Source organism: Variovorax sp. P2_H12, from assembly GCF_056403395.1.
The window spans coordinates 139,993-165,308 of sequence record NZ_JBFUFO010000006.1 but is presented as its reverse complement, the minus strand read 5'-3'; the positions used below and the strand labels follow the sequence as shown (position 1 = coordinate 165,308).

Genomic DNA, 25,316 nt, shown 5'->3' with positions numbered 1-25,316 from the left:
TAGTCGAGCTTGACGCCCGCCGCACGCATGGCCTCGGCCTGCGGAATGGTGCGCGGGAAGCCGTCGAAGAGAAAGCCCTGGGCGCAGTCAGGCAGCGCGATGCGTTCCTTGACCAGGTTGATGATCAGGTCGTCGCTCACCAGCGCGCCCGATGCCATGACGGCCTGGGCCTGCAACCCGAGCGGCGTGCCGGCCTTGACGGCGGCGCGCAGCATGTCGCCGGTCGAGATCTGGGGGATGCCGTACTTCTGGCAGATGAAGGCCGCCTGGGTGCCTTTCCCTGCCCCGGGGGCGCCCAACAAAATCAGTCTCATGGTGTCCTCGAAGGTTCTTGATTTCTGTCGCGCCACGGCGGCCACGAGGCGGCGCAAGGCGGAGTTGCTTCGAGGATAGCATGGGGTCCGGGGCCGACCCCGGACCACAGGCCGGAGGCTTCTAGGCGCCGAACAGGGCGCGCACTCGCGCCAGATCCTCGGGCGTGTCGATGCCCGGGCCCGGCGCATGCGCGCTGACATGCACGGCGATCCGGTGGCCATGCCACAGGGCGCGCAGCTGTTCCAGGGCTTCGATCGCCTCGATCGGCGCCGGTGGAAGGCTCGGGAAGCCGCGCACGAAGCCCGCGCGGTAGCCATAGATGCCGATGTGGCGCAGCGGCGCGGGCGCGCTTGGCAGCGATGTCGGCCCGGTGCCGGCGAAGCCGTCGCGCCACCACGGGATCGGCGCGCGGCTGAAATAGAGCGCGTTCCCTTGGGCATCGAGCACGGTCTTGACCACGTTCGGATTGACGAAATCCTCGAGCGAGTCGATGGCGTGCGCCGCGGTGCTCATCGCGGCGCCGGGATGCGCCGCCAGCGCCTCGGCCACGGCGTCGATGAGGGCCGGTTCGATCAGGGGCTCGTCGCCCTGCACATTGACGATGATCGCGTCGTCGGCCAGGCCGAGCTGCGTGCAGGCCTCGGCCAGGCGATCGGTACCGCTCGCGTGATCGGTGCGCGTGAGGAGCGCCCGCACGCCATGCGCGCTGCAGGCGTCGACGATGCGGGCATCGTCGGCTGCGACCACCACGCTGTCGGCGCCCGAACGCGCGGCCCGCTGGGCGACGCGCACCACCATCGGCAGGCCGGCGATGTCGGCCAGCGGCTTGTCGGGCAGCCGTGTCGATGCCAGCCGGGCCGGGATCAGGACGGTGAAGTCGGCGCTCAAAGCCCCAGCTCTTCGTCGGACAGCGTGCGCGCCTCGGTTTCGAGCAGCACCGGGATGCCGTCGCGCACGGGGTAGGCGAGGCGGGCGCTGCGCGAGGCGAGCTCTTGCTTCTCGGCGTTCCAGGTCAGCGGCCCCTTGGTCACGGGGCAGACGAGCAGTTCAAGCAGCTTGGTGTCCATCACGCGATGATAGCTTTGCGTCGAGCGCCGTGAAGAAGCCGGGCTCGGGTTCGAAGACCAGCGGCACGGCCAGCGCGGCGGGTGCCTTGCGCCACAGCTTTGCGGCATCCTTCTCGGTGCACAGCAGCACCTGGCCGGTGTCGCCGGGCGGGCGCCAATGGCGGAAGTCGTCATGGTCCGGCAGCGCAATGCAGGACGCCGGCGCCAGCCCGCGCGCGCGCAGCATCTGGAAGAAGGCCTCGGGCTTGGCGATCGCCGCCACCGCGATCAGGCTGCGCCCGGCCAGGGAGGCCAGCGGCACCCGCGTGCCATCGCGCCGCAGCGCGTGATCCGCCAAAGTGCGCCGGGCCGTGAAGCCGGCGAAGGCCGGCCGTTCGCCGGTATGCAGGACGAAGTCGCAGCGGCGCGGCCACGGCTCCCGCAGCGGGCCGGCCGGCAGCAGCCAGCCGTTGCCGACGCCGCGGTCGTCGAAGACGCAGATTTCGATGTCCCGCGCCAGCGCCAGGTGCTGCAGGCCGTCGTCGCTCACGATCACCTGGGTCGCCGGGTGGCGCTCGAGCAGGGCGCGGGCGGCTTCGATGCGGCGCCGGGCGACGAAGACCGGCGCCCCGGTCGAACGGCGGATCAGCGCAGGCTCGTCGCCGACCGCCGCCGGATCGCTGTCGTCCAGCACCTCGCGGCAGTCCTGCGTGGTCCGGCCGTAGCCGCGCGACACCACGCCGGCCCGGATGCCGCGCGCCTCCAGGTGCCGGACGATCGCCATCACCACCGGCGTCTTGCCGGAGCCGCCGGCGATCACGTTGCCGACGACGATCACCGGCACGCCGACGCGCTCGACGCGCCGCAGGCCCAGCCGGTAGAGGGTTCTTCGGAGGGCGGCCAGCGCGCCGTAGAGCAGCGACAGCGGCCACAACCCGCGCGCCAGAGCGCCGCGCCGCAGCCAGGCCTCCTGCAACTAGCGCCCCGCCTGCGCGGCCGATTGGGTGGCGAAGGTGATCTGCATCAGCCCGGCCCGGCGCGCTGCTTCCATCACGGTGATGACCGATTGGTGGGCGGCGCTGGCGTCGGCGCTGATGATCACGACATTGTCCCTGGCAACGCCGGCGGCGGCGGCCAGCGCGGCCGCCACGGTCTCGACGCTGCGGTCCGCCAGCACGGTCTTGTTGATCGAGAAGCGTCCATCGGCGGACACCGCGACGATCACCTCCTTCGGATAGTCGCGCTGGGCTTCGACGTCGGCCACCGGCAGGCGCAGTTGCATCTCGGTGAACTTGCTGTAGGTGGTCGAGAGCATCAGGAAGATCAGCACGACCAGCAGCACGTCGATGAACGGGATCAGGTTGATCTCGGGCTCGTCGCGCGAGCCGTGACGGAAATGCATCCTCATCGGCGCAGCGTGTCCAGGTGGCGGGCGAAACGCTCGCCGGCCAGTTCGAGGTTCAGCAGGTATTCGTCGACCCGGCTGCGGAAGTAGCGCCAGAAGATCAAGGCCGGAATGGCAATGATGAGGCCGAAGGCGGTGTTGTAGAGCGCGATCGAGATCCCGTGCGCCAGTTGCGCCGGATTGCCGGAGCCCACGGCACCGTTGGCCGGGGACTGCGAGCCGAAGATCTCGATCATGCCGATCACGGTGCCAAGCAGCCCGAGCAGCGGCGCTGCCGAGGCAATGGTCGCCAGCGCGGGCAGATAGCGCTCGAGGCGGTGCGCCACCACGCGGCCGGCCGATTCCATCGAGACCCGCAGATCGTCTTCGCTCGCCAGCGGATTGACGTTGAGGGCGCGAAAGCCGGCGGCCAGCACTTCGCCGAGCCCGGAATTCTGTTCCAGCTTGGTCACGAGGTCGGGACCGGGGATCGAGGTGCGCGAGACGGTGATCGCTTCGTCGAGAAGCTTGGGCGGCAGGACCCTGGACGTCTTGAGACTGGTGAATCGTTCGATGACCAGCGCCATCCCGATCACCGAACAGGCGAGCAGCGGCCAGATCGGCCAACCCGCAGCAACTATGATGGAAAACAAGTATTCCTCCGGCCCATGGACTGCAAATGCGCGGCGATTATCCCCCGAGGCGGCGTGCCTTCACGAGGAGTTCTTGAGGCAGGCGCCGACGCACAGGATATGTGGATAACTTTGTGATTAACACGCGGAGCAACCTGTCCAAAGCCGCACGGGTCGGGCCTTTCCACGGATCGATTGAATTTTGAGCAGTACTTTTTTCTTTGAAATCAATGACTTGCACGGCAACCCGTGCCTGTTGTGCAGATGCCGCAGCACCACAGCCCCCATCGGGCTGCCTTGTGGACGACTCAAGCCCGTGACACCGGAAAAAGCATGAACGAACGTGAGCAACCGCCCTCGTCCGGCGCGAGAGTCTGGGCCGTCGGCGCCTTGTGCCGGGCGGTCGCGGATGCGCTGGACGCGCGCTTCAACCCGGTCAGCGTGCGGGGGGAGATCTCGGGTTTCTCGCGCGCGGCCAGCGGCCACTGCTACTTCTCGCTGAAGGACGAGGCCGGCCAGTTGCGCTGCGCGATGTTCCGGCGCGCGGCCAGCCTGCTCGATTTCTCGCCGCGCGACGGCGATCAGGTCGAGGTGCGCGGCCGGCTCGCCGTGTACGAGCCGCGCGGCGATTTGCAGCTGGTGGTCGAAAGCCTGCGGCGAGCCGGGCAGGGCGCGCTGTTCGAACAGTTCATGCAGCGCAAGGCCCGGCTCGAGGCCGAAGGGCTGTTCGACCCGGCACGCAAGCGGGCGTTGCCGGCCCTGCCGCGCGCGATCGGGCTCGTGACCTCCCTCGGTGCGGCGGCGCTCCACGACGTCGTCACCGCATTGCGGCGCCGGGTGCCGCACATCCCCGTCGTGCTGGCGCCGGCGGCCGTGCAGGGAAACGGCGCGCCGTCAGAGCTCGTGCGTTCGCTGCAGTCGCTCTACGCGCTGGAACCGAAGGTCGATGTCATCCTGCTGGTGCGCGGCGGCGGCTCGATCGAGGACCTGTGGGCCTTCAACGACGAGGCGTTGGCGCGCACGATCGTCCAGAGTCCGGTGCCTGTCGTCTGCGGTGTCGGCCACGAGACCGACTTCACGATCGCCGACTTTTGCGCCGACGTCCGGGCCCCGACCCCGACCGCCGCCGCCGAGCTCGTGTCCGCGCCGCGCGAGTTGTGGCTCGGCGCGCTCGATCTGATCGAAGAGCGGCTGCGGGAGGCCGTTGCGACGCGCGTCGATGTCTTGAGTCAGCGCCTCGACCTGGCGACCGGTCGGCTTGGACGCCCATCGACGCTGGTGGCACGCCAGCGCCTGGGCCTCGCCCACCAGGCCCAGCGCCTGCATTACGCGGTGCTCGCCAGGATGGACCGTCTCGCGCAGGCACGGCAGGCCTTGCAGGCGAGGGCGCCGCTGGGGCTGTGCACCACCATCGCCTGTCACCGCGAGCGGCTGGAGCGCGCGGCGCTGCGCCTGCAGTTGCTCGATCCCGCGCTGGTGCTGCAGCGCGGCTACGCCTGGCTCACCGATGCCGAGGGCCATGCGGTGACGAGCGCCGCCAGCCTGGCGCCCGGCGACGAGGTCAGGGCCCGGCTCGCCGACGGCACGGTCGACCTGAAAGTGATGCAATAGCGGCTGCGACAAGGACATCGCGGCGACGTCCGACGCCGTGCCTGCGAATCCTTCCTAGAATCTCCGATTCCCTTAACCAACCCGCGAGAAAAATATCATGGAACACGTTCTTCCTCCCCTGCCGTACGCACTGGACGCGCTGGCGCCCGAGTATTCGAAGGAAACGATGGAGTACCACTACGGCAAGCACCACAACGCTTACGTCGTGAACCTGAACAACCTGCAGAAGGGCACCGAGTTCGAGAGCATGACGCTCGAGGACATCGTCAAGAAGTCCAGCGGCGGCATCTACAACAACGCAGCCCAGATCTGGAACCATACCTTCTTCTGGAACTGCATGAAGCCCGCGGGCGGCGGCGAGCCCACGGGCGCGCTGGCCAAGGCGATCGATGCCAAGTGGGGCAGCTACGCGGCGTTCAAGGAAGCCTTCGTGAAGTCGGCCGTGGGCAACTTCGGATCGGGCTGGACCTGGCTGGTGAAGAAGGCCGACGGTTCGGTCGACATCGTCAACACCGGCGCCGCCGGCACCCCGCTCACGACCGCCGACAAGGCACTGCTGACCGTGGACGTCTGGGAACACGCCTATTACATCGACTACCGCAACCTGCGCCCCAAGTTCGTCGAGACCTTCCTCGCGAAGCTGGTGAACTGGGACTTCGTGGCCAAGAACTTCGGCTGATCCGACTCCCGGTTTCCCGACAACGAAAAGCCGGCCCGAGGGTCGGCTTTTTCATGGGTCGGACGCTTCGCTCAGCGCGGGCGGGTGAACAGCTCGCCGCCGAGCTTGGCGCCGGCCTTGATGTTCTTCTTCGCGAACCAGCCCTGGTTCATCTCGAGCACGTAGCGCACCGGTTCCTTTGAGCAGTGCGATTCCTCGCTCTTCGGCTGCATGTCGACCAGGTTCACGATGCGGCCATCGTCGGCAACGAAGGCCGCGGTCAGCGGCAGCAGCGTGTTCTTCATCCAGAAACACTGGGTGGCCGGCTGCTCGAACACGAAAACCATGCCTTCGGCCTGTGGCATTTCCTTGCGGAACATGAGCCCGATCTCGCGCTGCCGCGGCGTCTGGGCAACCTGGGCGTCGATCTGGTACATCCCGGCGGCGATCCGGACCCTTTGCAGCTGGCTTTGCGCTTCCTGGGCTTGTGCAGCAGATGCGGTGAATGAAAACGATAGCGCGAGAAGACTGAAAAAACGCAGGAACATGGTCGACTTTCGGGACGGCAACGCAAACAAGAATGCCCGCACAGGCGGGCAGATTCGTTGGAAGCAAAGCTTACCTCGAATTCGCCGCGATTTGCCCCAATGAGGTTGGGCAGACTATTCGTTCGGACGAAAAAAAGCGCTCCGAAGAGCGCCTTATTTGAATTCGGATTGTTCCGATTACTGGGGCGTGCCGCCTTGCGGGTTCATCTTGCGGACGCTGCCGTCCTTGTTGCGGCGGCGATCGTCGCGGGTGGCGGTACGATTTTGTGCGGCTGCAGTCGACTTGTTCTGAGTCAGGCCGCCGCTGCCTTCTGCGGTGTTCGCGGTATCGCCACCTTGGGGGCGCACTTGACCTTGCGGCTTGTCGGCGCGACGCTCTTGGGCGCGCTGCTGAGACTTGGTGTTGGTCTGGGGGGCGGCTTCTTGCGAGGTGCCTTGGGCGAATGCACCAGCTGCGAACAGGCCGGCCATCATGACTGCGAGAACTTTGCTCATTACGGATTCCTAAATGGAAATGGATTTTGAAAACGCCTCCCGGCCAGCAGAAGGTCTGTCAACAACGAAACCAACACGGCCATGGTTGACAGATCCTCCGGGCTCCTCCGGTTGCGTCTAAAATTCTAAGGCTAATCAGGCGGCTGGAAACTCCGAGTCTTCCAGTCTTCATCTCATCCGGAGTCCTCGTCCTCATGTCCAGCTATCAGCACATCAAAGTCCCGGCCGCAGGCCAGAAGATCACGGTCAATGCCGACAATTCGCTCAATGTGCCGGATCAGCCGATCATCCCGTTCATCGAGGGCGACGGCACCGGACTGGACATCACGCCCGTGATGCTCAAGGTGGTCGATGCGGCCGTGGCCAAGGCCTACGCCGGCAAGAAGAAGATCCACTGGATGGAGGTCTACGCGGGCGAGAAATCGACCAAGGTCTATGGCCCGGATGTCTGGCTGCCCGAGGAAACGCTGCACGCGGTGCGTGACTACGTGGTGTCGATCAAGGGCCCGCTGACCACGCCCGTGGGTGGCGGCATCCGTTCGCTCAACGTCGCGCTGCGCCAGGAACTCGACCTCTACGTCTGCCTGCGCCCGATCCAGTATTTCGAGGGCGTGCCCAGCCCGGTCAAGGAACCGCACAAGACCAACATGGTGATCTTCCGCGAGAACTCGGAAGACATCTACGCCGGCATCGAATTCGAGGCCGAGAGCGACAAGGCCAAGAAGCTCATCAAGATCCTGCAGGACGAATTCGGCGTCAAGAAGATCCGCTTCCCGAACACCTCCGGCATCGGCATCAAGCCGGTGTCGCGCGAAGGCACCGAGCGCCTGGTGCGCAAGGCGATCCAGTACGCGATCGACAACGACAAGCCCAGCGTCACGATCGTGCATAAGGGCAACATCATGAAGTTCACCGAAGGCGGTTTCCGCGACTGGGCCTATGGCCTGGCTGCCAAGGAATTCGGCGCCGAACTGGTCGACGGCGGTCCCTGGATGAAGTTCAAGAGCCCGAAATCGGGCAAGGAAATCACCGTCAAGGATTCGATTGCTGATGCATTCCTGCAACAGATTCTTCTGCGCCCGGCCGAATACAGCGTGATCGCGACCCTCAACCTGAACGGCGACTACGTTTCGGACGCGCTGGCGGCCCAGGTCGGCGGCATCGGCATCGCCCCCGGCGCCAACCTCAGCGATACGGTCGCGATGTTCGAGGCCACCCACGGCACTGCGCCCAAGTACGCCGGCAAGGACTACGTGAACCCGGGTTCCGAGATCCTCTCGGCCGAAATGATGCTGCGCCACATGGGCTGGACCGAAGCGGCCGACCTGATCATCAGCTCGATGGAAAAGTCGATCGCCAGCAAGAAGGTCACCTACGACTTCGCGCGGCTGATGGAAGGTGCCACCCAGGTCAGCTGCTCGGGCTTTGGCCAGGTCATGATCGACAACATGTAAAAAGGGCGCTGGCGCGTCCGTGACGGACGCCCCGATCCCCCAAGCCCCGGGCCGACAGGTGCCGGGGCTTTTTCTTGGGCTGGAAAAGCCCTGGGCCAGCGGTTGTTTTGCCGCCGGGGCATGCTGCTTGCCTGAGGCCGAGGCGCGGATCCGACCGCATTCGACTTGAATGTCACAAACCCGCCACCAGTTGTGCCACAACGGCGAGTGCAACCCGCGGCGGCTCTATAAAATGAATTTCATGGCTACCAGAATCCCTTCGACCCCCAAGACGCCGCCGGCCGTGAAGCCGAGGCGGGACGATGGCGATGCGGTCGTGCTCGAGCGGCGACCGCAGAAGACCGCGCCGCCCCAGATGTTCCAGGTCGTCATGCTCAACGACGACTACACGCCGATGGAGTTCGTGATCGTCGTGATCCAGGAGTTCTTCAACAAGGACCGGGAAACCGCGACCCAGATCATGCTCAAGATCCACCTCGATGGCCGGGGTGTCTGCGGGGTGTATTCCCGCGACATGGCGGCCACCAAGGTCAATCAGGTGATGGAAGCGGCCCACCAGGCCGGGCATCCGCTGCAATGTGTCAGCGAACCGGTCGAGTGAACCTGTTGATTTAGGCGCGCTCCAACCCATCTGACAAATTATTTACAGCAAGGCAAAAGGAAATCACATGATTGCCCAGGAACTGGAAGTCAGCCTGCACATGGCTTTTGTAGAAGCCAGGCAGCAGCGCCACGAGTTCATCACGGTGGAGCACCTGCTGCTCGCTTTGCTGGACAACCCGAGCGCAGCAGAGGTTCTGCGCGCCTGCTCGGCCAACGTCGACGACCTGCGGGCGTCGCTCACCAACTTCATCAAGGACAACACGCCCCAGGTGGCGGGTACCGACGATGTCGACACCCAGCCGACGCTGGGTTTCCAGCGCGTGATCCAGCGCGCCATCATGCACGTGCAGTCCACCGGCAACGGCAAGAAGGAAGTCACCGGCGCCAACGTGCTGGTGGCGATCTTCGGCGAGAAGGACTCGCACGCGGTCTACTATCTGCACCAGCAGGGCGTGACGCGCCTCGATGTCGTGAACTTCATCGCCCACGGCATCAAGAAAAGCGATCCGCCGGAAGCCGCCAAGGGCAGCAGCGACGCCTCCTCGGGTGAAGGCGAGGATGGCGGCGGCGAGAAGAACGAGAAGTCGTCCCCGCTCGAGCAGTTCACGCAGAACCTGAACCAGCTCGCCAAGGAAGGCAAGATCGATCCGCTGATCGGCCGCGAGTACGAGGTCGAGCGCGTGATCCAGATCCTGTGCCGCCGGCGCAAGAACAACCCGCTGCTGGTGGGCGAGGCCGGCGTCGGCAAGACCGCGATCGCCGAGGGCCTGGCCTGGCGCATCACGCAGAACGACGTGCCGGAGATCCTGGCCGAATCGAACGTGTACTCGCTCGACATGGGCGCGCTGCTGGCCGGCACCAAGTACCGCGGTGACTTCGAACAGCGCCTCAAGGGCGTCCTGAAGTCGCTCAAGGACAAGCCGAACGCGATCCTGTTCATCGACGAGATCCACACGCTGATCGGTGCCGGCGCCGCCTCGGGCGGCACGCTGGACGCGTCCAACCTGCTCAAGCCGGCGCTCTCGAGCGGCCAGCTCAAGTGCATCGGCGCGACCACCTTCACCGAGTACCGCGGCATCTTCGAGAAGGATGCGGCCCTGTCGCGTCGCTTCCAGAAGGTCGACGTGGTCGAGCCGACCGTGCAGGAGACGGTCGACATCCTCAAGGGACTGAAGTCTCGCTTCGAGGAACACCATGGCGTGAAGTACGGGGTGGCTGCTTTGCAGGCCGCGGCCGAGCTCAGCGCCAAGTACATCAACGACCGCCATTTGCCCGACAAGGCGATCGACGTGATCGATGAAGCCGGTGCGGCCCAGCGCATCCTGCCCGCGAACAAGCGCAAGAAGACCATCAGCAAGACCGAGGTCGAGGAAATCGTCGCCAAGATCGCGCGCATTCCCCCGGCCAACGTCTCGAACGACGACCGCGGCAAGCTGCAGACCATCGAGCGCGACCTCAAGAGCGTGGTGTTCGGCCAGGACAAGGCGCTCGAGGTGCTGGCTTCGGCGGTCAAGATGGCGCGTTCGGGCCTCGGCCGCGAGGACAAGCCGATCGGCTCGTTCCTGTTCAGCGGCCCCACGGGCGTCGGCAAGACCGAAGCGGCCAAGCAGCTCGCCTACATCATGGGCATCGAGCTGATCCGCTTCGACATGTCGGAGTACATGGAGCGCCATGCGGTGAGCCGGCTGATCGGCGCGCCTCCGGGCTACGTCGGTTTCGACCAGGGCGGTCTCCTGACCGAGGCGATCACGAAGAAGCCGCACGCGGTGCTGCTGCTCGACGAGATCGAGAAGGCGCACCCGGACATCTTCAACGTGCTGCTGCAGGTCATGGACCACGGCACCCTGACCGACAACAACGGACGCAAGGCCGACTTCCGCAACGTGATCATCGTGATGACCACCAATGCGGGTGCCGAGACCATGAACAAGGCGACCATCGGCTTCACCAACCCGCGCCAGGCGGGCGACGAGATGGCCGACATCAAGCGCCTGTTCACGCCGGAGTTCCGCAACCGCCTGGACGCGACCGTGAGCTTCAAGGCGCTCGACGAGCAGATCATCCTGCGCGTGGTGGACAAGTTCCTGCTGCAGCTCGAGACCCAGCTGGCCGAGAAGAAGGTCGATGTCACCTTCACCGACACCTTGCGCAAGCATCTGGCGAAGAAGGGCTTCGATCCGCTGATGGGTGCCCGCCCGATGCAGCGCCTGATCCAGGACACCATCCGTCGTGCCTTGGCCGACGAGCTGCTGTTCGGACGCCTGCAGGAGGGTGGCCGCCTGACCGTCGACCTCGACGACAAGGAAGAAGTGCAGCTCGACATCCAGCCGCTGGCCAAGAAGGAAGGCCGGGCCAAGCCCGAAGCCGAAGAGGCGGCGACAGGTTGAGCATCTTCCGCCGTCTTGGCGGAATCGTCCGATCAGAAGGCCGGTAGCATTGCTGCCGGCCTTTGTCGTTTTACTCATCACCTTTCGCCTTGATCCTCCCCGAGCTCAGCCAGGAATGGAAGACCGGCCTCTCCCTTGCATGGAGCGGCTATATCGCAGTGCTTTCCGTCTGGATCGTGATGCAGAAGCGCGCTCCGGTGTCGACCATGAGCTGGATCCTGTCGCTCGCGCTGCTGCCGTTCGCGGGCTTCCTCATCTATTACTTCCTCGGTCCGCAGCGGCTCAAGAAGCAGCGCCTGAAGCGGTTGCGCGGCCGGGCCGGTGCGCTCGCTCCCGCCGACGTGGCGATGCTGCGCGACGCGAGAAAAGAGGCGCCGCCCGCCTTGCGGCAGATGGCCGCGCTGGGGCTGGCGGCCTGCGGCCTGCCGGTGTCGAGCGCGACCTCGGCCGAGCTGCTCTCGGGGGGCGCGCGCACCTTCGACGCGATCTTCGAAGCGATCCGGGAGGCGCGCGACCACGTCCACCTCGAGTACTACATCTTCGAGCCCGACCAGATCGGCACCGCGCTGCGCGACCTGCTGATCGAGCGTGCGCAGCAGGGCGTCACGGTGCGGCTGCTGCTCGACGCGCTCGGTTCCAAGCGCATCGGCCGCACGTTCATGGCACCGATGCATGCGGCCGGCATCCATGTCGCGCTGTTCCATGAGACCCGCATCGGCCGGCGCTTGCGCCCGGTCACCAACTACCGCACCCACCGCAAGATCGTCGTCTGTGATGGCCGCGTGGGCTTCACGGGCGGCGTGAACATCACCGACGCGGAAGATTCGCGCACCCGTGCCGATGCCTACCATGACGTGCACCTGCGCCTCGAAGGCAGCGCGGTGCGCTGGCTGCAGACCACCTTCCTCGAGGACTGGACCTACGCGACCGGCGAGGACCCCCGCCTGACGAATTCGGACCTGCTCCATCTGCTGCCGCGCCTGCCGCCGCACGAAGCCGCCGGCGAGATCCCGGTGCAGATCATCACCAGCGGGCCCGACAGCGCGCTCGAGGCCATCCATCGGATGCACCTCGCGGCGATCCAGTCGTCGTCGTACCGCGCCTGGCTCACGACGCCGTATTTCGTGCCGGGCGAGCCGGCCATGATGGCGCTCACCAGCGCGGCCCTGCGCGGCGTCGACGTGCGCCTGCTGGTGCCGCGGCGCAGCGATTCGCTGATCGTGAGCGCGGCGGCGCGCTCGTACTACGACGAGCTGATCGCGGCCGGGGTCAAGGTCTGGGAATACAAGGCGCGAATGCTGCACTCCAAGACGCTGGTGGTCGATGACAACTGCGCGATGATCGGCACCGCGAATTTCGACAACCGCAGCTTCCGGCTCAACTTCGAGGTCTGCGCCGTGATCTATGGCACGACGCTCGCGAAGCCCCTGATCGCCCAGTTCGAAACCGATCTGCGCAGTGCCTCGCCGGTGCGGGCCAACCGGCGCCAGCCTTTCCGGCGCCGCCTGGGCGACTCGATCGCTCGCCTCTTTTCCCCCTTGCTTTGACCCATGGCCCCTCATACCTTCCTCTGGCACGATTACGAAACCTTCGGCGTCGTGCCGCGCCGCGACCGGCCGTCGCAGTTCGCCGCCGTCCGCACCGATGCCGAACTCAACGAGATCGGCGAGCCGCTGATGATCTATTGCCAGCCGGCCCCGGACTACCTGCCAAGTCCGGAGGCCTGCCTGATCACCGGCATCACGCCGCAGCAGTGCCTCGAGCGCGGCATGCCCGAGCATGCGTTCGCGGCGCAGATCGAACAGGCGTTCTCGCAGCCCGGCACCATCGGCGTGGGCTACAACACGATCCGCTTCGACGACGAGGTGACGCGCTTCATGTTCTGGCGCAACCTGATCGATCCCTATGCGCGCGAGTGGCAGAACGACTGCGGCCGCTGGGACCTGCTCGACGTCGTGCGCCTCACCTACGCGCTGCGCCCTGACGGCATCGAATGGCCGAAGAAGGCCGACGGCAGCCAGAGCTTCAAGCTCGAGGACCTGGCGCGAGCCAACGGACTGCTGCACGAGGCGGCGCACGATGCGCTGTCGGACGTGCGCGCCACGATCGCGCTGGCCCGGCTGATCCGCGAGAAGCAGCCCAAGCTGTTCGACTTCGCGTTCGGCCTGCACCGCAAGGACCGCGTGGCCAGCGAACTCGGCTTGCCGACGACGCGCGAGACCGCGCGGCCCTTCCTGCATGTGTCGGGCATGTTCCCGGCCGAACGCGGTTGCCTGGCCGTCATGTGGCCGCTGGCGAGCCATCCGACCAACAAGAACGAACTGCTGGCCTGGGATCTGGCCCATGACCCCAGCGAGCTGCGCGATCTCGATGTCGAGACGCTGCGGCTGCGGCTGTTCACGCGCAGCGCCGACCTGCCCGAGGGCGTGCTGCGGCTGCCGCTCAAGGGCATCCATCTGAACAAGTCGCCGATGGTGGTCGGCAACCTGAAGACGCTGGCGCCGGCGATGGCGGCGCGCTGGGGCATCGACGTCGAGGCGGCGCTGCGCCATGCCGCGATCGCCGCGGCATTGCCCGACATGAGCGCGATCTGGCCGCAGGTGTACGAGCGGCCCCGGGAAGGCACGCCGGACGTCGACGAGGACCTCTACGGCGGCTTCGTCGGCAACGGCGACCGTCGGCGCCTGAATCAGCTGCGCGGTCTGTCGCCAGCCGAGCTCGCGCGGGCGCGCACCGGCTTCGAGGATCCTCGGCTCGAGGAACTGCTGTTCCGCTACCGCGCGCGCAACTTCGCCGACACGCTGAGCGAGGAGGAGGCTGGGCGCTGGGAGGCGCACCGCGTCGCGCGGCTGCTAGAGGGCGAGGGCGGTGCGCGCAACGTCGACGAACTGTTCGCCGAGATCGACACGCTGGCCGAGACGGCCGACGAACGCGCAGAAGAGATTCTCGGCGCGCTGTACGAGTACGCCGAGGCCATCGCGCCGACGGTGTGAGGCATTCAACGGTGACCGTCCGTCGACTCGAGCCCGCCGATGCCGTGCCGTACCGGGCGCTGATGCTGGCTGCCTATGCGCAGCACCCGGACGCCTTCACCTCGAGCGCGACCGAGCGCGCCGCGCTGCCCTTGTCGTGGTGGATCGCCCGGCTGGACGCCTCGCCCGCGGCCGGGCAGATCGTGCTGGGCGCCTTCGATGGCGAACGCCTGGTGGGCGCCGCCGGGCTCGAGTTCGAGTCGCGCGAGAAGGCGCGGCACAAGGCCAGCCTGTTCGGCATGTATGTGGCCGCGGACGTGCGACAGGGTGGTTTCGGTCGGCAGTTGGTCGAGGCGGCGTTGGCGCAGGCCGCGGCCAGGGACGGCGTCAGGCTGGTCCAGCTGACCGTGACCGAGGGCAATCTGGCGGCCCGGTCGCTTTACGCGCGCTGCGGCTTCCAGGTGTTCGGGGTGGAGCCCTACGCGGTGGCGGTGGGCGGAGCCTTTCTTTCGAAGGTCCACATGTGGTGCGCGGTGGGCCCGCTGGGCTGACCCCGCGGCGGCTCAGGCGCGGGGCGGCATCCAGCGGGTCTGGGCGCCGCGCCCGGGAAGGTGCAGCGCCGCGGTCGCGGGTGGCGTTTCCGCCAGCAGGCGCCCCTTGCGATACACCTTGAGCCGGGGCGCACGCAGCCGGATCGCCTCCACCGGATCGCGCGCCTGCAGCAGCACGAAGCTGGCGTCGCAGCCCGCTTCGAGCCCGTGGCCATCGAGCCGCATCACCCGGGCGGCGTTGACGGTCACGGCATCGAAGCAGGCGCGGATGCCGTCCTGGCTGGTCATCTGTGCCACGTGCAGGCCCATGTGCGCGACCTCCAGCATGTCGGCCGAGCCCATGCCGTACCAGGGGTCCATCACGCAGTCGTGGCCGAAGGCGACGTTGACGCCGGCGGCCATCAGCTCGGGCACCCGGGTCATGCCGCGGCGCTTGGGGTAGCTGTCGTGGCGTCCCTGCAGCGTGATGTTGATGAGCGGGTTCGAGACCACGGCGACACCGCTCTCGGCGATCAGCGGCAGCAGCTTGCTGACGTAGTAGTTGTCCATCGAATGCATCGAGGTGCAGTGCGAACCCGTGACCCGGCCCTGCAGCCCGAGGCGTTGGGCCTCGAAGGCCAGGGTCTCGATGTGGCGCGATAGCGGGTCGTCCGATTCGTCGCAGTGCATGTCGACCGCCAGGCCGCGCTCGGCCGCGATCTCGCACAGGAGCTTCACGCTGGCCGCGCCGTCGGCCATCGTGCGCTCGAAATGCGGAATGCCGCCGACCACGTCGACGCCCTTGTCGAGCGCGCGCTTCAGGTTGTCGACGCCGCCGGGCGAGCGCAGCACGCCGTCCTGCGGAAAGGCGACCAGCTGCAGGTCGAGGTAGGGCGCCACGAGACGCTTGACCTCCAGCAGCGCGTCGACCGCGAGCAGGCTGGGATCGCTGGTGTCCACGTGGCTGCGGATCGCGAGCAGGCCCTTGGCTACCGCCCAGTCGCAGTAGGCGAGCGCGCGCTCGATCAGGGCCTCGGCCTTGAGCAGCGGCTTGAGCTCCCCCCACAACGCGATGCCTTCGAGCAGCGTGCCGCTCTGGTTGATGCGCGGCAGGCCGTAGCTCAGGGTCGCATCCATGTGGAAGTGCGGGTCGACGAAATGCGGTGTGACGAGCAGCCCGTCGGCGTCGAGCGTTTCATGCGCGGGCGCGGCGAGCCCGGCCGTGACTTCGGCGATCCGGCCGTCCTGGACCGCGATCGACATGCCGGTGCGGCCATCGGGGAGGGCGGCGTTGCGAACGAGGAGGTCGAGCATCAGCGTTCTCCTTTGCGATAGGGTTTCATGAGCGCCTGCGGGTAGCCGGCCCGGCGCGCCACCAGCACCAGCGCGAGGATCGACAGCAGGTAGGGCAGCATCAGGTAGATCTGGTAGGGCAGCAGCGCCTCGCCCGACTGCTGCAGCCGCAACTGCAAGGCGTCGAAGAAGGCGAACAGCAGGGCGCCGAGCAGCGCCTTGCCGGGCCGCCAGGAAGCGAACACGACCAGCGCCACGCAGATCCAGCCGCGGCCGTTGATCATGTTGAAGAAGAAGGCATTGAACGCCGACAGCGTGAGGAAGGAGCCCGCCACGCCCATCAGCGCCGAGCCGGCGACGATCGCTCCGGTGCGGGTCGCGGCGACCGAGACGCCCTGGCCCTCGGCCGCCTGCGGGTTCTCGCCGACCATGCGCACCGCCAGGCCCAGGGGGGTGCGGTAGAGCCCATAGGCGAGCAGCGGCACCAGCAGCAGGGCGAGCAGCGTCAGCGGCGTCTGTGCCTCGAGCACCGGGATCCGGAGCCACTCCATCGGCGCGAAGGGCGTGACCGTGGGCGGCGTGCTGACCTTCGGGAAGCTGACGCGATAGCCGTAGTAGCTCAGCGCGGTCGCGAGCAGCGTGATGCCCAGGCCCGAGACGTGCTGCGACAGCGCCAGGCCCACGGTCAAGAAGGCGTGAAGGAGGCCGAACGCCGCCCCCGTGAGCGCGGCGACGCCGACGCCGACCCACAGTGGCGCGCCCGCATGGACCGCGAGCCAGCCGGTGAAGGCACCGGCGACCATGATGCCCTCGATGCCGAGGTTCAGCACGCCCGCGCGTTCGCACAGCAGCACGCCCAGGGTGCCGAAGATGAGCGGCGTGGCGATCCGCAGCACCGCGACCCAGAAGGCCGCGTTCGACAGGATGTCGGCGATGTCCGTCATTGGCGCCCCCACGCTCGGCACTCCGTGTCCTCGCTGCCCCCCAAGGGGGTGCGAGCTTGCTCGGGGCGGCCCGTCGCTGCGCTCATTTCCATCGGACCTTGTACTGGGTCAGCAGCGTCGCCACCAGCACCGCGATCAGCGAGGCGGCGACGATCACGTCGGCGATGTAGGTCGGCACGCCGATGGCGCGGCTCATGGTGTCGGCGCCGACCATCACGCCGGCCACGAACACGCCGGCCGCCAGCACGCCGAGCGGATGCAGGCCGGCCAGCATTGCAATCACGATCCCGCTGTAGCCGTAGCCGGGCGACAGGTCGAGCGTGACGTAGCCGGTGCGGCCCGTCACCTCGATCGCGCCCGCCAGGCCGGCCAGCGCGCCCGAGAGCAGCGCGACCGTCACGACGGTTCGCGTCACCGGGACGCCCGCGAACGCAGCGGCGCGCGCATTGGCGCCGACCGCGCGGATGTCGAAGCCGATCACGGTGTACTTGAAGAGCGCCCACACCAGCACCGACAGCACGGCGGCCCAGACCAGCCCGGTATGCACGCGGGTCTGCGCGATCAGCCGGCCGAGCTCGAGCTCCGACTGCAGCGACACGCTCTGCGGCCAGCCCATCGCGGTCGGGTCCTTCATGGGCCCGTCGAGCATGGCCGAGACGCCGAGCAGCACGATGAAGTTGATCAGCAGCGTGGTCACGACCTCGTCGACGCCGAGCCGGTTCTTCATCAGAGCCGGCCCCAGCAGCAGCAGCGCGCCCGCGATCGCGGCGGCCAGCATCATGAGCGGAAACAGCAGCCAGATGGGGAGTTCGAAGCCGGTGCCGCCATGCAGGCCGCCCACGGCCACCGCCGCCAGTGCGCCGGCGTAGAGCTGGCCTTCGGCGCCTATGTTGAAGAGCCTGGCCTTGAATGCCACCGTCGCGGCCAGCCCGGTGAGGATCAGCGGAGTGGCGCGGGTCAGCGTCTCGCTCCAGGCGAACACCGAACCGAAGCCGCCCTGCAGCAGGAGGGCATAGGTGCGGCCCACCGGGGCGCCGGCCCATAGCACCAGCAGCGCGCTGACGAGCAAGGTGAAGGCGATCGCGCCGAAGGGCGCGATCGCCAGCGCCGTGCGCGAGGCCTGGTGGCGGCGCTCCAGCCTCATGTCCGTGCCCCTGCCATCGCGAGCCCGATCGCCTCGCGCGTCCAGGCCGAGGCCGCGCGCGGTTCGCCGAGCTGGCCGCCGTGCATCACCGCGACCCGGTCGCCGAGCGTCAGCACCTCGTCGAGGTCGTCCGAGATCAGCAGCACCGCGGCGCCGGCATCGCGCGCCGCGATCAGCTGCTGCTGCACGTACGCGACCGCGCCGATGTCCAGGCCCCAGGTCGGCTGGTGCGCGACGATCAGTCGCGCGACCTTGTTCGGCGCGCCGGTCGACGCGGGCGCCAGTAGCGCGCGGCCGAGGATCAGTTTCTGCATGTTGCCGCCGGACAGTGCACGCGCCGGCGAGTCGAGACCGCCGCCGCGCACGTCGAAGGCCTTCTCCACGCTTTTCGCGTGGGCCTTGGCGGCGCCGCGCCGGACCCACAGCCAGCGCGAGAAGGCGCGGCTGCGCAGGCGCTCCGACACCGCGTTCTCCCACATCGGCAAGTCGCCCACCACGCCGACCGCGTGCCGGTCTTCCGGAATCCGCGCGACGCCGCGCTGGACCAGTCGGGCCGGCGAAGGCGGCAGGTCGCGACCCATCAGACGGACCGTGCCCGCGACGGCGCGCCGCGTGCCGCTCAGGAGTTCGGCCAGGGCGACCTGGCCGTTGCCCGAGACCCCCGCGATGGCGGTGATCTCGCCGGCCTTGAGCGTCAGCGACACGTCGCGCAGGCGGTCGTGCCCGCTACCGGCGGTGCGCACATGGTCGAGCACGCAGACTGCGTCGCCGACCCGGGCGGCCGGGCGTCGCGAGGTGTGCTCGATGGCATGCCCGACCATCCATTGCGCGAGCTGCGCCTGCGTCGTGTCGCCGGTGCGCGCCTCGGCCACCAGGGCGCCGCCGCGCAGGACCGCGACGCGATGCGACACCCTGAGGACCTCGCCCAGCTTGTGGCTGATGAAGATGATCGACAGGCCTTCGGCCACCATCTGCGACAGGGTGTGGAACAGCGCCTCGCTTTCCTGCGGCGTGAGCACGGCCGTGGGTTCGTCGAGGATCAGGATGCGCGCATCGCGGTACAGCGCCTTGAGGATCTCGACGCGCTGGCGCTCGCCGACCGACAGGTCTGCGACCTTCGCTTCCGGCTGCACCGCGAGGCCGAAGCGCCGGGCCACGTCCAGCAGCTTGGCGCGCGCCGCGCGGCGGCGCGAGAAGGGCTGCCACAGCGGCTCGGTGCCAATGAGCACGTTGTCGAGCACGCTCAGGTTGTCCGCCAGCGTGAAATGCTGATGCACCATGCCGATGCCCGCGGCCAGCGCCGCCTTCGGGTTGCCAGCTGCCAGCGGGCGGCCGAAAGCCTCGATGCGGCCTTCGTCGGCCAGGTAGTGCCCGAACAGGATCGACATCAGCGTCGACTTGCCGGCCCCGTTCTCGCCGAGCAGCGCGAGCACCTCGCCGGCCTGGAGGTCGAGCGAGATGGCGTCGTTGGCCAGCAGCGTGCCGAAGCGCTTGGTGATGCCGCGCAGCGCAAGAACAGTGGACAAGCGGATCTACTTCCAGCGCGAGAGGAAGGCGAGCAGCACCTTGGCGGAGTTGTCGGCCGCGATGCCCATGAAGGTGCCCATCTCGTTCTCGCCCTCGCCGCCGCCTGCCAGGTCGCTCAGCGAGCGAAAGGCGATGTAGGGTACGCCGTTGCTGTAGGCGACCATGCCGACGGCGGCGGTTTCCATGTCGAGGACGTTGGCCTCGAAGGTCTTGAAGGTGTATTCGCGCAAGGCCTTGTTGTCCATGAAGGCCTGGCCCGAGACGCCGTTGCCGCCCACCACCAGGCGGGGCTTGCGGCTCAGGCACTTGCCGGCAGTGCAGTCGGCCAGCTCGACGCCGCGGATCGCCCGCGCCACCTCCAGCATCTTCGGATCGGCCTCGAACCAGAACTTCTTCGTGATGCCCGGCCGGGCGGCCGAACGAACCTCGACCGGCCGCGGATGCATCATGCCGAAGGCGGGCAGGGTGGCGTCCTTCATCCAGGCCGGCGCGCTGTACTTGCCAGGTGCCGTCTCGCGCGCCATCAGCACTTCGAGGTACTGGCCCCATTGCACGGGCACCGTCACATCGCCGATGTGCAGCTGCGGATTGACGCCGCCGGCGATACCGCTGAACACCACGTGCGTGACCTTGAAGCGATCGATCACGAGCTGTGTGTTCATCGTCGCATTGGTCATGCTGATGCCCGAGAGGAACAGCACTACCGGCTGGCCCTCGAGCGTCCCGGTGCTGAACTCGACGCCGTTGACGCTGTGCCTGCGCGGGTTCTGCAGGCGCGACTGCAGCAGCGTGAGTTCAGGCTGGAAGGCCGAGATCACCGCCATGCGGGGCGTCTCGTCGAGCCTTGCCGAATGCGTGTCCGGGGCGACCGCCGCGCAGCCCGCCAGCGCTGCGCCGAGTGCGACCGCGCCCAGTCTTCGAGCGAGCGTCACTTGGCGGTCGATTTGGGTTGGTTGTCGTCGACCTTGACGGTGGTCTTGCCTGCGAGGATCTCGGCCTGCTTGGCGTTGACCTTGGCGACGATGTCGGCCGGCACCTTCTTCTCGAAGGTGCCCAGCGGCGCCAGCTCGGAGCCCTTGTGCTTCATCATCGAGTAGGGGCCGTAGTCCTCGGCCGCGAACTTGCCTTCCTTGACGAGCTTGATCGCGCGGTCGGCCGAGGGCTCGAAGTTCCAGAGCGCGGAGGCGACCACGGTGTCGGGGTACTTGTCCTGCGTGTTGATCACGTTGCCGATCGCGAGCTTGCCCTTTTCCTTGGCCGCATCGCTGACGCCGAAGCGCTCGGCATACATCACGTCGGCGCCCTTGTCGATCATCGCGAAGGCGGCCTCCTTGGCCTTCGGCGGATCGAACCAGCTGTTGATGAAGCTCACGCTGAACTCGACCTTCGGGTTGGTTTCCTTCGCGCCGGCCATGAAGGCGTTCATGAGCCGGTTGACCTCGGGGATCGGGAAGCCGCCGACCATGCCGATCTTGTTGGACTTGGTCATGCCGCCGGCGACCATGCCCGACAGGTAGGCCGGCTCCTGGATGTAGTTGTCGAAGACCGAGAAATTCGGCGCCTGCGGCTTCAGCGAGGAGCCCATGAGGAAGGCGGTCTTGGGGAAGTCCTTGGCGACCTTGCGCGCGGCCGCCTCGACGCCGAACACCTCGCCGAGGATCAACTGGTTGCCGGCGGTCGCGTACTCGCGCATGACGCGTTCGTAGTCGGCATTGGCGACGTTCTCGGTCGCCGTGTACTCGATCTCGCCGCGCGCCTCGGCCGCCTTCAGCGCCTTGTGGATGCGGCCGACCCATTGCTGCTCGAAGGGCACGGTGTACACCGCCGCCACCTTGAGCTTGGCCTGCGCGAGCGCCAGGCCCGGTGCCCCGGCCGCAAGCGCGGCCGCGACGGCGACCGAACGGATGATCAATTGACGGCGAATTGTCACTGCGCTTCTCCTCGAGTTAATAAACAACCAACGACCGACATGTGCCCTGTCTTGTTCGTGAAACACCGCGGAACCGGCTTTGCCGGGCCGCCGGTGTTGCCCCCGGTAGGGGGTGGGCGCCCGGACACGCAGTGCCGGGCAACCTGGGGGCGAGCTACTTCGTCCCGAAGATGCGGTCGCCCGCGTCGCCCAGGCCCGGCAGGATGTAGCCGTGGCTGCTGAGCTGGCGGTCGATGGCGGCGGTGTAGATCGGCACGTCGGGGTGCGCGTCCTGGAAGGTCTTGATGCCTTCGGGGCAGGTCAGCAGGCAGACGAACTTGATCGACTTCGGATTCAGCTCCTTCAGGCGCTCGACCGCGGCCACCGCCGAGTTGCCGGTGGCCAGCATCGGGTCGACCACGATCGCGTCGCGATCCTCCATGCCGCCGGGCATCTTGAAGTAGTACTCGACCGCGGTCAGCGTCTTGGGGTCGCGGTACAGGCCGATGTGGCCCACGCGCGCGCCGGGCACCACGCTGAGCATGCCGTCGAGGATGCCGGTGCCGGCACGCAGGATCGACACCAGCACCAGTTTCTTGCCGTCGATCACCTTGGCGTTCATGGTCTCGAGCGGGGTTTCGATCTCGATGTCCTGCATCGGCATGTCGCGCGTGACCTCGTAGGCCATCAGCATGCTGATCTCGTTGAGCAGGCGCCGGAAGCTGTTGGTGCTGGCTTCCTTGCGGCGCATCAAGGTGAGCTTGTGCTGGACGAGAGGGTGGTCGACGAGGTGGACGTTGCTCATGGCGTTCTGGAAGCGCGGGGGGGCGTTCTTGTTGAATGAAAGAAGAAGGGTGGAGTCTAGAAGACGGTGCCGTCGCTCACGATGCGCAGGGGTGGCGCACCATCACGCAAGCGCTGTGCCATGACGCGGCCGGCAGCCCAGGTGCCGCCTTCGAGGACGCGGGCCAGCGGCAGCTCTTCCTCGCTGAGCTCCATCACCTTGCGCACCCGGGCGGCGACCTCGTCGAGCAGCGCGACGGTCAGCGCGCGCCACTCGACGATGAATTCGTCGCCGACCTTCCAGTCGCGCTCGAGCAGCGCGGGGCTGCGCGGCACGATCAGGCCGCAGTCGATCAGCAGGCCGCCGTTGCGGTACTCGGGCAGGCCGGTCAGCGCCTCGACGTGGCGCACCTTGACGCCGGCCCACTCGAAGGGCTCGAGCATCGAGTAGCTGAGCCACTGCGAGAGCTTGTGGAAGGGCATCCAGCCGTTGGTAAGACCGGGACCGTGAACTGCGCTGTGGCGCCAGCAGTCGCCGAGCGCGAGCGCCGGGTCGCCCGAGCCGAAGGCGCCGGACGCGTCGCTGCCGTCGGCCGCGATGCTGTCGATCGCATTGGCGGCCGGCCAGATGCCGGACAGCGATTCGAGCAGCAGCGACAGGATCTGGTGCGCCGTGATCTCCGCGGTCGGCGCCGCCGCCGGGCCATAGGGGCCCACCAGCGCATCGAACAGCCCGCCGGGTCGGCCGTCGTCGCCGAACACCTCGGGCTGCTCGCTCATCGCCTCGCCGAGCCGGCGCAGCAGCGTGGCGCGGCCCGCCAGCCCGACCAGCGGATTGACCGCGCTGACCTGGAAGGCGTCCCCGAGCCGGTCGGTCACCAGCGCGCGCAAGCCGGCGGCGTCGGCCTGCAGCGGGTGGTCGGGGTTGGACGAGAACAGTCCGCTCGTGAAGGCATGGAAGCTTGCGACACCGAGGCCCTCGGAACGCGTGAAGCGCTGGCGGCCGGCGGCTTCGAAGTAGTGCCAGTTGGGGCCGGCGCCGGCGTCGAGCAGCACGCTGACCAGCACGAGGTCGATGTGGGCGCGGGCGCGCTGGCTCGCATCGGCGTCGCCGAGCAACCGGTCGAGCGCGGCGACCCGGTTGACGCCGCCGGCTTCGAAATGGCGCCAGCGGCTGTGGTACGGGATCGGGCCCCAGGCATAGCGGTCGCGCGTGACTTCGGCGACCGTGCGCGCGGTGTCCTCGAGGGCGTCGTCGGTGCCGATCGTGAACCACTTTGATTCTCCGGCCCGGGCCCGTGCCAGCAGTGCCGCGGCACGGCTGCGCACCGCCTGCGTGGTGCGCAGGAAGGCCGCGGCGCCGGCGGGGTGCGCCGTGTCGCCGACGAACTCGACCGCCGGATCGACATGGCCTTCGGCGTCGGCGCTGCGTACGCCGGGGTTGGCGGTCGGACGTTCGGGGTCCATCCCGTAGTTGCTGCCGCTCATTGGATGACCTCCGCGCTTCGCACTCCGGTATTCGCCTTGGGAGCGGCCCGGCGGCTCATTGATCCAGCCCCCGCCCCTTGGCCTTCTTGAGTTCCTCGGCATCCGGCACGGCGCCGGGCGTGAAATAGCCGGCCGCCATCTTGGCGTCCATCTCGACCCGGGCGTCGGCCGGGATCAGTGCGTCGGGAATGTTGACCCGGGTGCCGATCTCGATGCCCGAGCCGGTGATGGCGTCGAACTTCATGTTGCTCATCGACACCAGCCGATGGATCTTGCGGATGCCGAGCCAGTGGAAGACGTCGGGCATCAGCTCCTGGAAGCGCATGTCCTGCACGCCGGCCACGCACTCGGTGCGGGCGAAATACTGGTCCGCGGTGTCGCCGCCGACCTGCCGCTTGCGGGCGTTGTAGACCAGAAACTTGGTGACCTCGCCGAGCGCCCGGCCTTCCTTGCGCGAATAGGCGATCAGGCCGACGCCGCCGCGCTGGGCGCCCTGGATGCATTCCTCGATCGCGTGCGTGAGGTAGGGGCGGCAGGTGCAGATGTCGGAGCCGAAGACGTCGGAGCCGTTGCACTCGTCGTGGATGCGCGCGGTGAGTTCGACCTCCGGATTCGCGAGATCGCGCGGATTGCCGAAGATATAGAGGGTCTGGCCGCCGATCGGCGGCAGGAAGACCTCGAGGTCGGAGCGGGTCACGAGCTCCGGGTACATGCCGCCGGTCTCCTCGAACAGCACCCGGCGCAGTTCGGTTTCGGAGCAGCCGAAGCGCTGGGCGACCGCGGGCAGGTGCCAGACGGGTTCGACCGCGGCCTTGGTGACCATGGCGGCGCCGCCCGCCGTCAGGAACTTGCCGTCGGCCTTCAGGCGGCCGCTGTGCAGCGCCTCGATCACCTCGGGCAGGATGACGTGCGCCTTGGTGATCGCGATGGTCGGGCGGATGTCGTAGCCGGCCGCGAGTTCGGCCGAGAACACGTCGGCAACCACGGCCCCCCAGGGATCGAGCGAAACGATCCGGCCGGGTTCGCTCCATTGCGGATAGGGGCCGATCGCATCGGTCGGCGAGGTGTTGGTCAGGTCGGCCTTGTGGTGCGGCGACAGGGCGCCGGCGGCGACTGCCAGCGCGCGATAGACGCTGTAGGAGCCGCTGTGGGTGCCGATGACGTTGCGATGGGCGCGCTTGCTGGTGGTGCCGACCACCGGGCCGCGCTCGGCCGCGGTCGCGGCGCCCCACTGGATCGGCAGGGCGCCGAAGCCGCCGGCGTGCGAGGTCAGGCGGATGTGGCTGCGCTGGGAGGGCGTGCCGGAAAGGGGCGGCGAGAGCGCCGTCGGCTCGTTCGGTGCCGCGTCGGGGGAGGGCTGGGAAGTGGTGGCAAGAGAGGAGGCAGAAGGAGTCGGAACGGTGTCAACAGACATTGCAGGCCCTCAAAAAACACAATGTACCGATGGCTTCCTGAACTGGCAAGCCGGTGCATACGCCATTTGCCGACAACGGGCGTGCCCGTGCTGCGAACCGGCGCGCACGGCACAATCCGGCGGACTCGATTTCTTGACTGCGCCTGTAACCGGCGCGAACCGGCGCACGAATGACCAAG

General features: G+C 67.7%; 25 protein-coding genes. 8 read left to right on the top strand and 17 right to left on the bottom strand.

From position 1 onward, the window contains the following. From AC1DYK_RS06175 to AC1DYK_RS06150, 6 genes are all read right to left on the bottom strand, one after another. The coding region (locus AC1DYK_RS06175) for a nucleoside monophosphate kinase (RefSeq protein WP_478165453.1) at positions 1 to 314 on the bottom strand (314 nt) is incomplete at its 3' end. A gap of 121 nt (positions 315 to 435) precedes the next feature. Further along, entirely contained in the window at positions 436 to 1,203 is a 768-nt protein-coding gene (gene kdsB, locus AC1DYK_RS06170; protein WP_478165452.1) for a 3-deoxy-manno-octulosonate cytidylyltransferase, read from the bottom strand. Further along, a complete protein-coding gene (locus tag AC1DYK_RS06165) occupies positions 1,200 to 1,382 on the bottom strand; it encodes a Trm112 family protein (protein WP_093107755.1) in 183 nt (60 codons plus the stop codon). The genes kdsB and AC1DYK_RS06165 overlap by 4 nt, the downstream gene beginning before the upstream one ends. Then, positions 1,363 to 2,337, bottom strand: a complete 975-nt coding sequence (gene lpxK, locus AC1DYK_RS06160) for a tetraacyldisaccharide 4'-kinase (protein ID WP_478165451.1) — start codon at positions 2,335 to 2,337, stop codon at positions 1,363 to 1,365. The genes AC1DYK_RS06165 and lpxK overlap by 20 nt, the downstream gene beginning before the upstream one ends. Beyond that, positions 2,338 to 2,763, bottom strand: a complete 426-nt coding sequence (locus tag AC1DYK_RS06155; protein ID WP_478165458.1) for an ExbD/TolR family protein — start codon at positions 2,761 to 2,763, stop codon at positions 2,338 to 2,340. It lies immediately after the preceding gene. 2 nt (positions 2,764 to 2,765) lie between these two features. Then, positions 2,766 to 3,398, bottom strand: a complete 633-nt coding sequence (locus AC1DYK_RS06150; protein ID WP_478093544.1) for a MotA/TolQ/ExbB proton channel family protein — start codon at positions 3,396 to 3,398, stop codon at positions 2,766 to 2,768. Positions 3,399 to 3,710: 312 nt separating this feature from the next. On the opposite strand from AC1DYK_RS06150, the gene xseA reads away from it, so the two are divergent. Together xseA and AC1DYK_RS06140 are read left to right on the top strand one after the other, a co-directional pair. Beyond that, complete coding sequence (xseA, locus tag AC1DYK_RS06145) at positions 3,711 to 4,988, top strand: exodeoxyribonuclease VII large subunit (RefSeq protein ID WP_478165450.1); 1,278 nt, start codon at positions 3,711 to 3,713, stop codon at positions 4,986 to 4,988. Positions 4,989 to 5,085: 97 nt separating this feature from the next. Continuing rightward, entirely contained in the window at positions 5,086 to 5,667 is a 582-nt protein-coding gene (locus tag AC1DYK_RS06140; protein WP_478089060.1) for a superoxide dismutase, read from the top strand. Positions 5,668 to 5,738: 71 nt separating this feature from the next. On the opposite strand, the gene AC1DYK_RS06135 is transcribed toward AC1DYK_RS06140, so the two are convergent. Beyond that, positions 5,739 to 6,194: a DUF192 domain-containing protein gene (locus AC1DYK_RS06135; RefSeq protein WP_478165449.1), complete on the bottom strand. Its 456-nt coding sequence runs from the start codon at positions 6,192 to 6,194 to the stop codon at positions 5,739 to 5,741. A gap of 177 nt (positions 6,195 to 6,371) precedes the next feature. Continuing rightward, the gene (locus AC1DYK_RS06130) at positions 6,372 to 6,689 is read right to left on the bottom strand and encodes a cell envelope biogenesis protein TolA (protein ID WP_478165448.1); all 318 of its coding nucleotides are present in this window, start codon (positions 6,687 to 6,689) and stop codon (positions 6,372 to 6,374) included. A gap of 194 nt (positions 6,690 to 6,883) precedes the next feature. Between AC1DYK_RS06130 and icd the strand changes: the two genes are divergently transcribed. The 6 genes from icd (at position 6,884) to AC1DYK_RS06100 (ending at position 14,656) form a co-directional block, all read left to right on the top strand. Then, positions 6,884 to 8,143, top strand: a complete 1,260-nt coding sequence (gene icd, locus AC1DYK_RS06125; protein ID WP_478165447.1) for an NADP-dependent isocitrate dehydrogenase — start codon at positions 6,884 to 6,886, stop codon at positions 8,141 to 8,143. 241 nt (positions 8,144 to 8,384) lie between these two features. Beyond that, positions 8,385 to 8,744, top strand: a complete 360-nt coding sequence (gene clpS, locus AC1DYK_RS06120; protein ID WP_158724591.1) for an ATP-dependent Clp protease adapter ClpS — start codon at positions 8,385 to 8,387, stop codon at positions 8,742 to 8,744. 67 nt (positions 8,745 to 8,811) lie between these two features. Next, positions 8,812 to 11,133: an ATP-dependent Clp protease ATP-binding subunit ClpA gene (gene clpA / locus AC1DYK_RS06115; RefSeq protein WP_478165446.1), complete on the top strand. Its 2,322-nt coding sequence runs from the start codon at positions 8,812 to 8,814 to the stop codon at positions 11,131 to 11,133. Positions 11,134 to 11,222: 89 nt separating this feature from the next. Next, positions 11,223 to 12,680 carry a cardiolipin synthase gene (gene cls, locus AC1DYK_RS06110; protein WP_478165445.1) on the top strand — a complete coding sequence of 486 codons (1,458 nt, stop codon included), beginning with the start codon at positions 11,223 to 11,225 and terminating at the stop codon, positions 12,678 to 12,680. A 3-nt stretch (positions 12,681 to 12,683) separates the two neighbouring features. Continuing rightward, positions 12,684 to 14,126, top strand: a complete 1,443-nt coding sequence (gene sbcB, locus AC1DYK_RS06105) for an exodeoxyribonuclease I (RefSeq protein ID WP_478165444.1) — start codon at positions 12,684 to 12,686, stop codon at positions 14,124 to 14,126. 11 nt (positions 14,127 to 14,137) lie between these two features. Next, the gene (locus AC1DYK_RS06100) at positions 14,138 to 14,656 is read left to right on the top strand and encodes an N-acetyltransferase family protein (protein ID WP_478165443.1); all 519 of its coding nucleotides are present in this window, start codon (positions 14,138 to 14,140) and stop codon (positions 14,654 to 14,656) included. A 12-nt stretch (positions 14,657 to 14,668) separates the two neighbouring features. Here AC1DYK_RS06100 and AC1DYK_RS06095 read toward each other — a convergent pair whose 3' ends face one another. The 9 genes from AC1DYK_RS06095 to AC1DYK_RS06055 all read right to left on the bottom strand — a co-directional run bounded on the left by AC1DYK_RS06095 (position 14,669) and on the right by AC1DYK_RS06055 (position 25,137). Then, positions 14,669 to 15,949 (bottom strand): amidohydrolase family protein, encoded by a 1,281-nt coding sequence (locus tag AC1DYK_RS06095; RefSeq protein WP_478165442.1) that lies wholly within the window; start codon positions 15,947 to 15,949, stop codon positions 14,669 to 14,671. After that, positions 15,949 to 16,872, bottom strand: a complete 924-nt coding sequence (locus tag AC1DYK_RS06090; protein ID WP_478165441.1) for an ABC transporter permease — start codon at positions 16,870 to 16,872, stop codon at positions 15,949 to 15,951. The genes AC1DYK_RS06095 and AC1DYK_RS06090 overlap by 1 nt, the downstream gene beginning before the upstream one ends. 82 nt (positions 16,873 to 16,954) lie before the next feature. Beyond that, positions 16,955 to 18,016: an ABC transporter permease gene (locus tag AC1DYK_RS06085; protein ID WP_478089070.1), complete on the bottom strand. Its 1,062-nt coding sequence runs from the start codon at positions 18,014 to 18,016 to the stop codon at positions 16,955 to 16,957. Beyond that, entirely contained in the window at positions 18,013 to 19,548 is a 1,536-nt protein-coding gene (locus tag AC1DYK_RS06080; protein ID WP_478165457.1) for an ABC transporter ATP-binding protein, read from the bottom strand. Before AC1DYK_RS06080 ends, AC1DYK_RS06085 begins: the two co-directional genes overlap by 4 nt. Then, complete coding sequence (locus AC1DYK_RS06075; RefSeq protein ID WP_478165440.1) at positions 19,549 to 20,475, bottom strand: 5'-methylthioadenosine/S-adenosylhomocysteine nucleosidase; 927 nt, start codon at positions 20,473 to 20,475, stop codon at positions 19,549 to 19,551. Further along, on the bottom strand, positions 20,472 to 21,473 hold the full coding sequence (locus AC1DYK_RS06070; protein ID WP_478165439.1) for a BMP family protein: 1,002 nt from the start codon (positions 21,471 to 21,473) through the stop codon (positions 20,472 to 20,474). Before AC1DYK_RS06070 ends, AC1DYK_RS06075 begins: the two co-directional genes overlap by 4 nt. A 154-nt stretch (positions 21,474 to 21,627) precedes the next feature. Beyond that, on the bottom strand, positions 21,628 to 22,257 hold the full coding sequence (upp, locus tag AC1DYK_RS06065; protein ID WP_478089074.1) for a uracil phosphoribosyltransferase: 630 nt from the start codon (positions 22,255 to 22,257) through the stop codon (positions 21,628 to 21,630). Positions 22,258 to 22,313: 56 nt separating this feature from the next. Further along, positions 22,314 to 23,702: a DUF1688 family protein gene (locus AC1DYK_RS06060; RefSeq protein WP_478165456.1), complete on the bottom strand. Its 1,389-nt coding sequence runs from the start codon at positions 23,700 to 23,702 to the stop codon at positions 22,314 to 22,316. A gap of 76 nt (positions 23,703 to 23,778) precedes the next feature. Beyond that, positions 23,779 to 25,137, bottom strand: a complete 1,359-nt coding sequence (locus AC1DYK_RS06055) for a GTP cyclohydrolase II (protein WP_478165438.1) — start codon at positions 25,135 to 25,137, stop codon at positions 23,779 to 23,781. Positions 25,138 to 25,316: the final 179 nt, after the last annotated feature.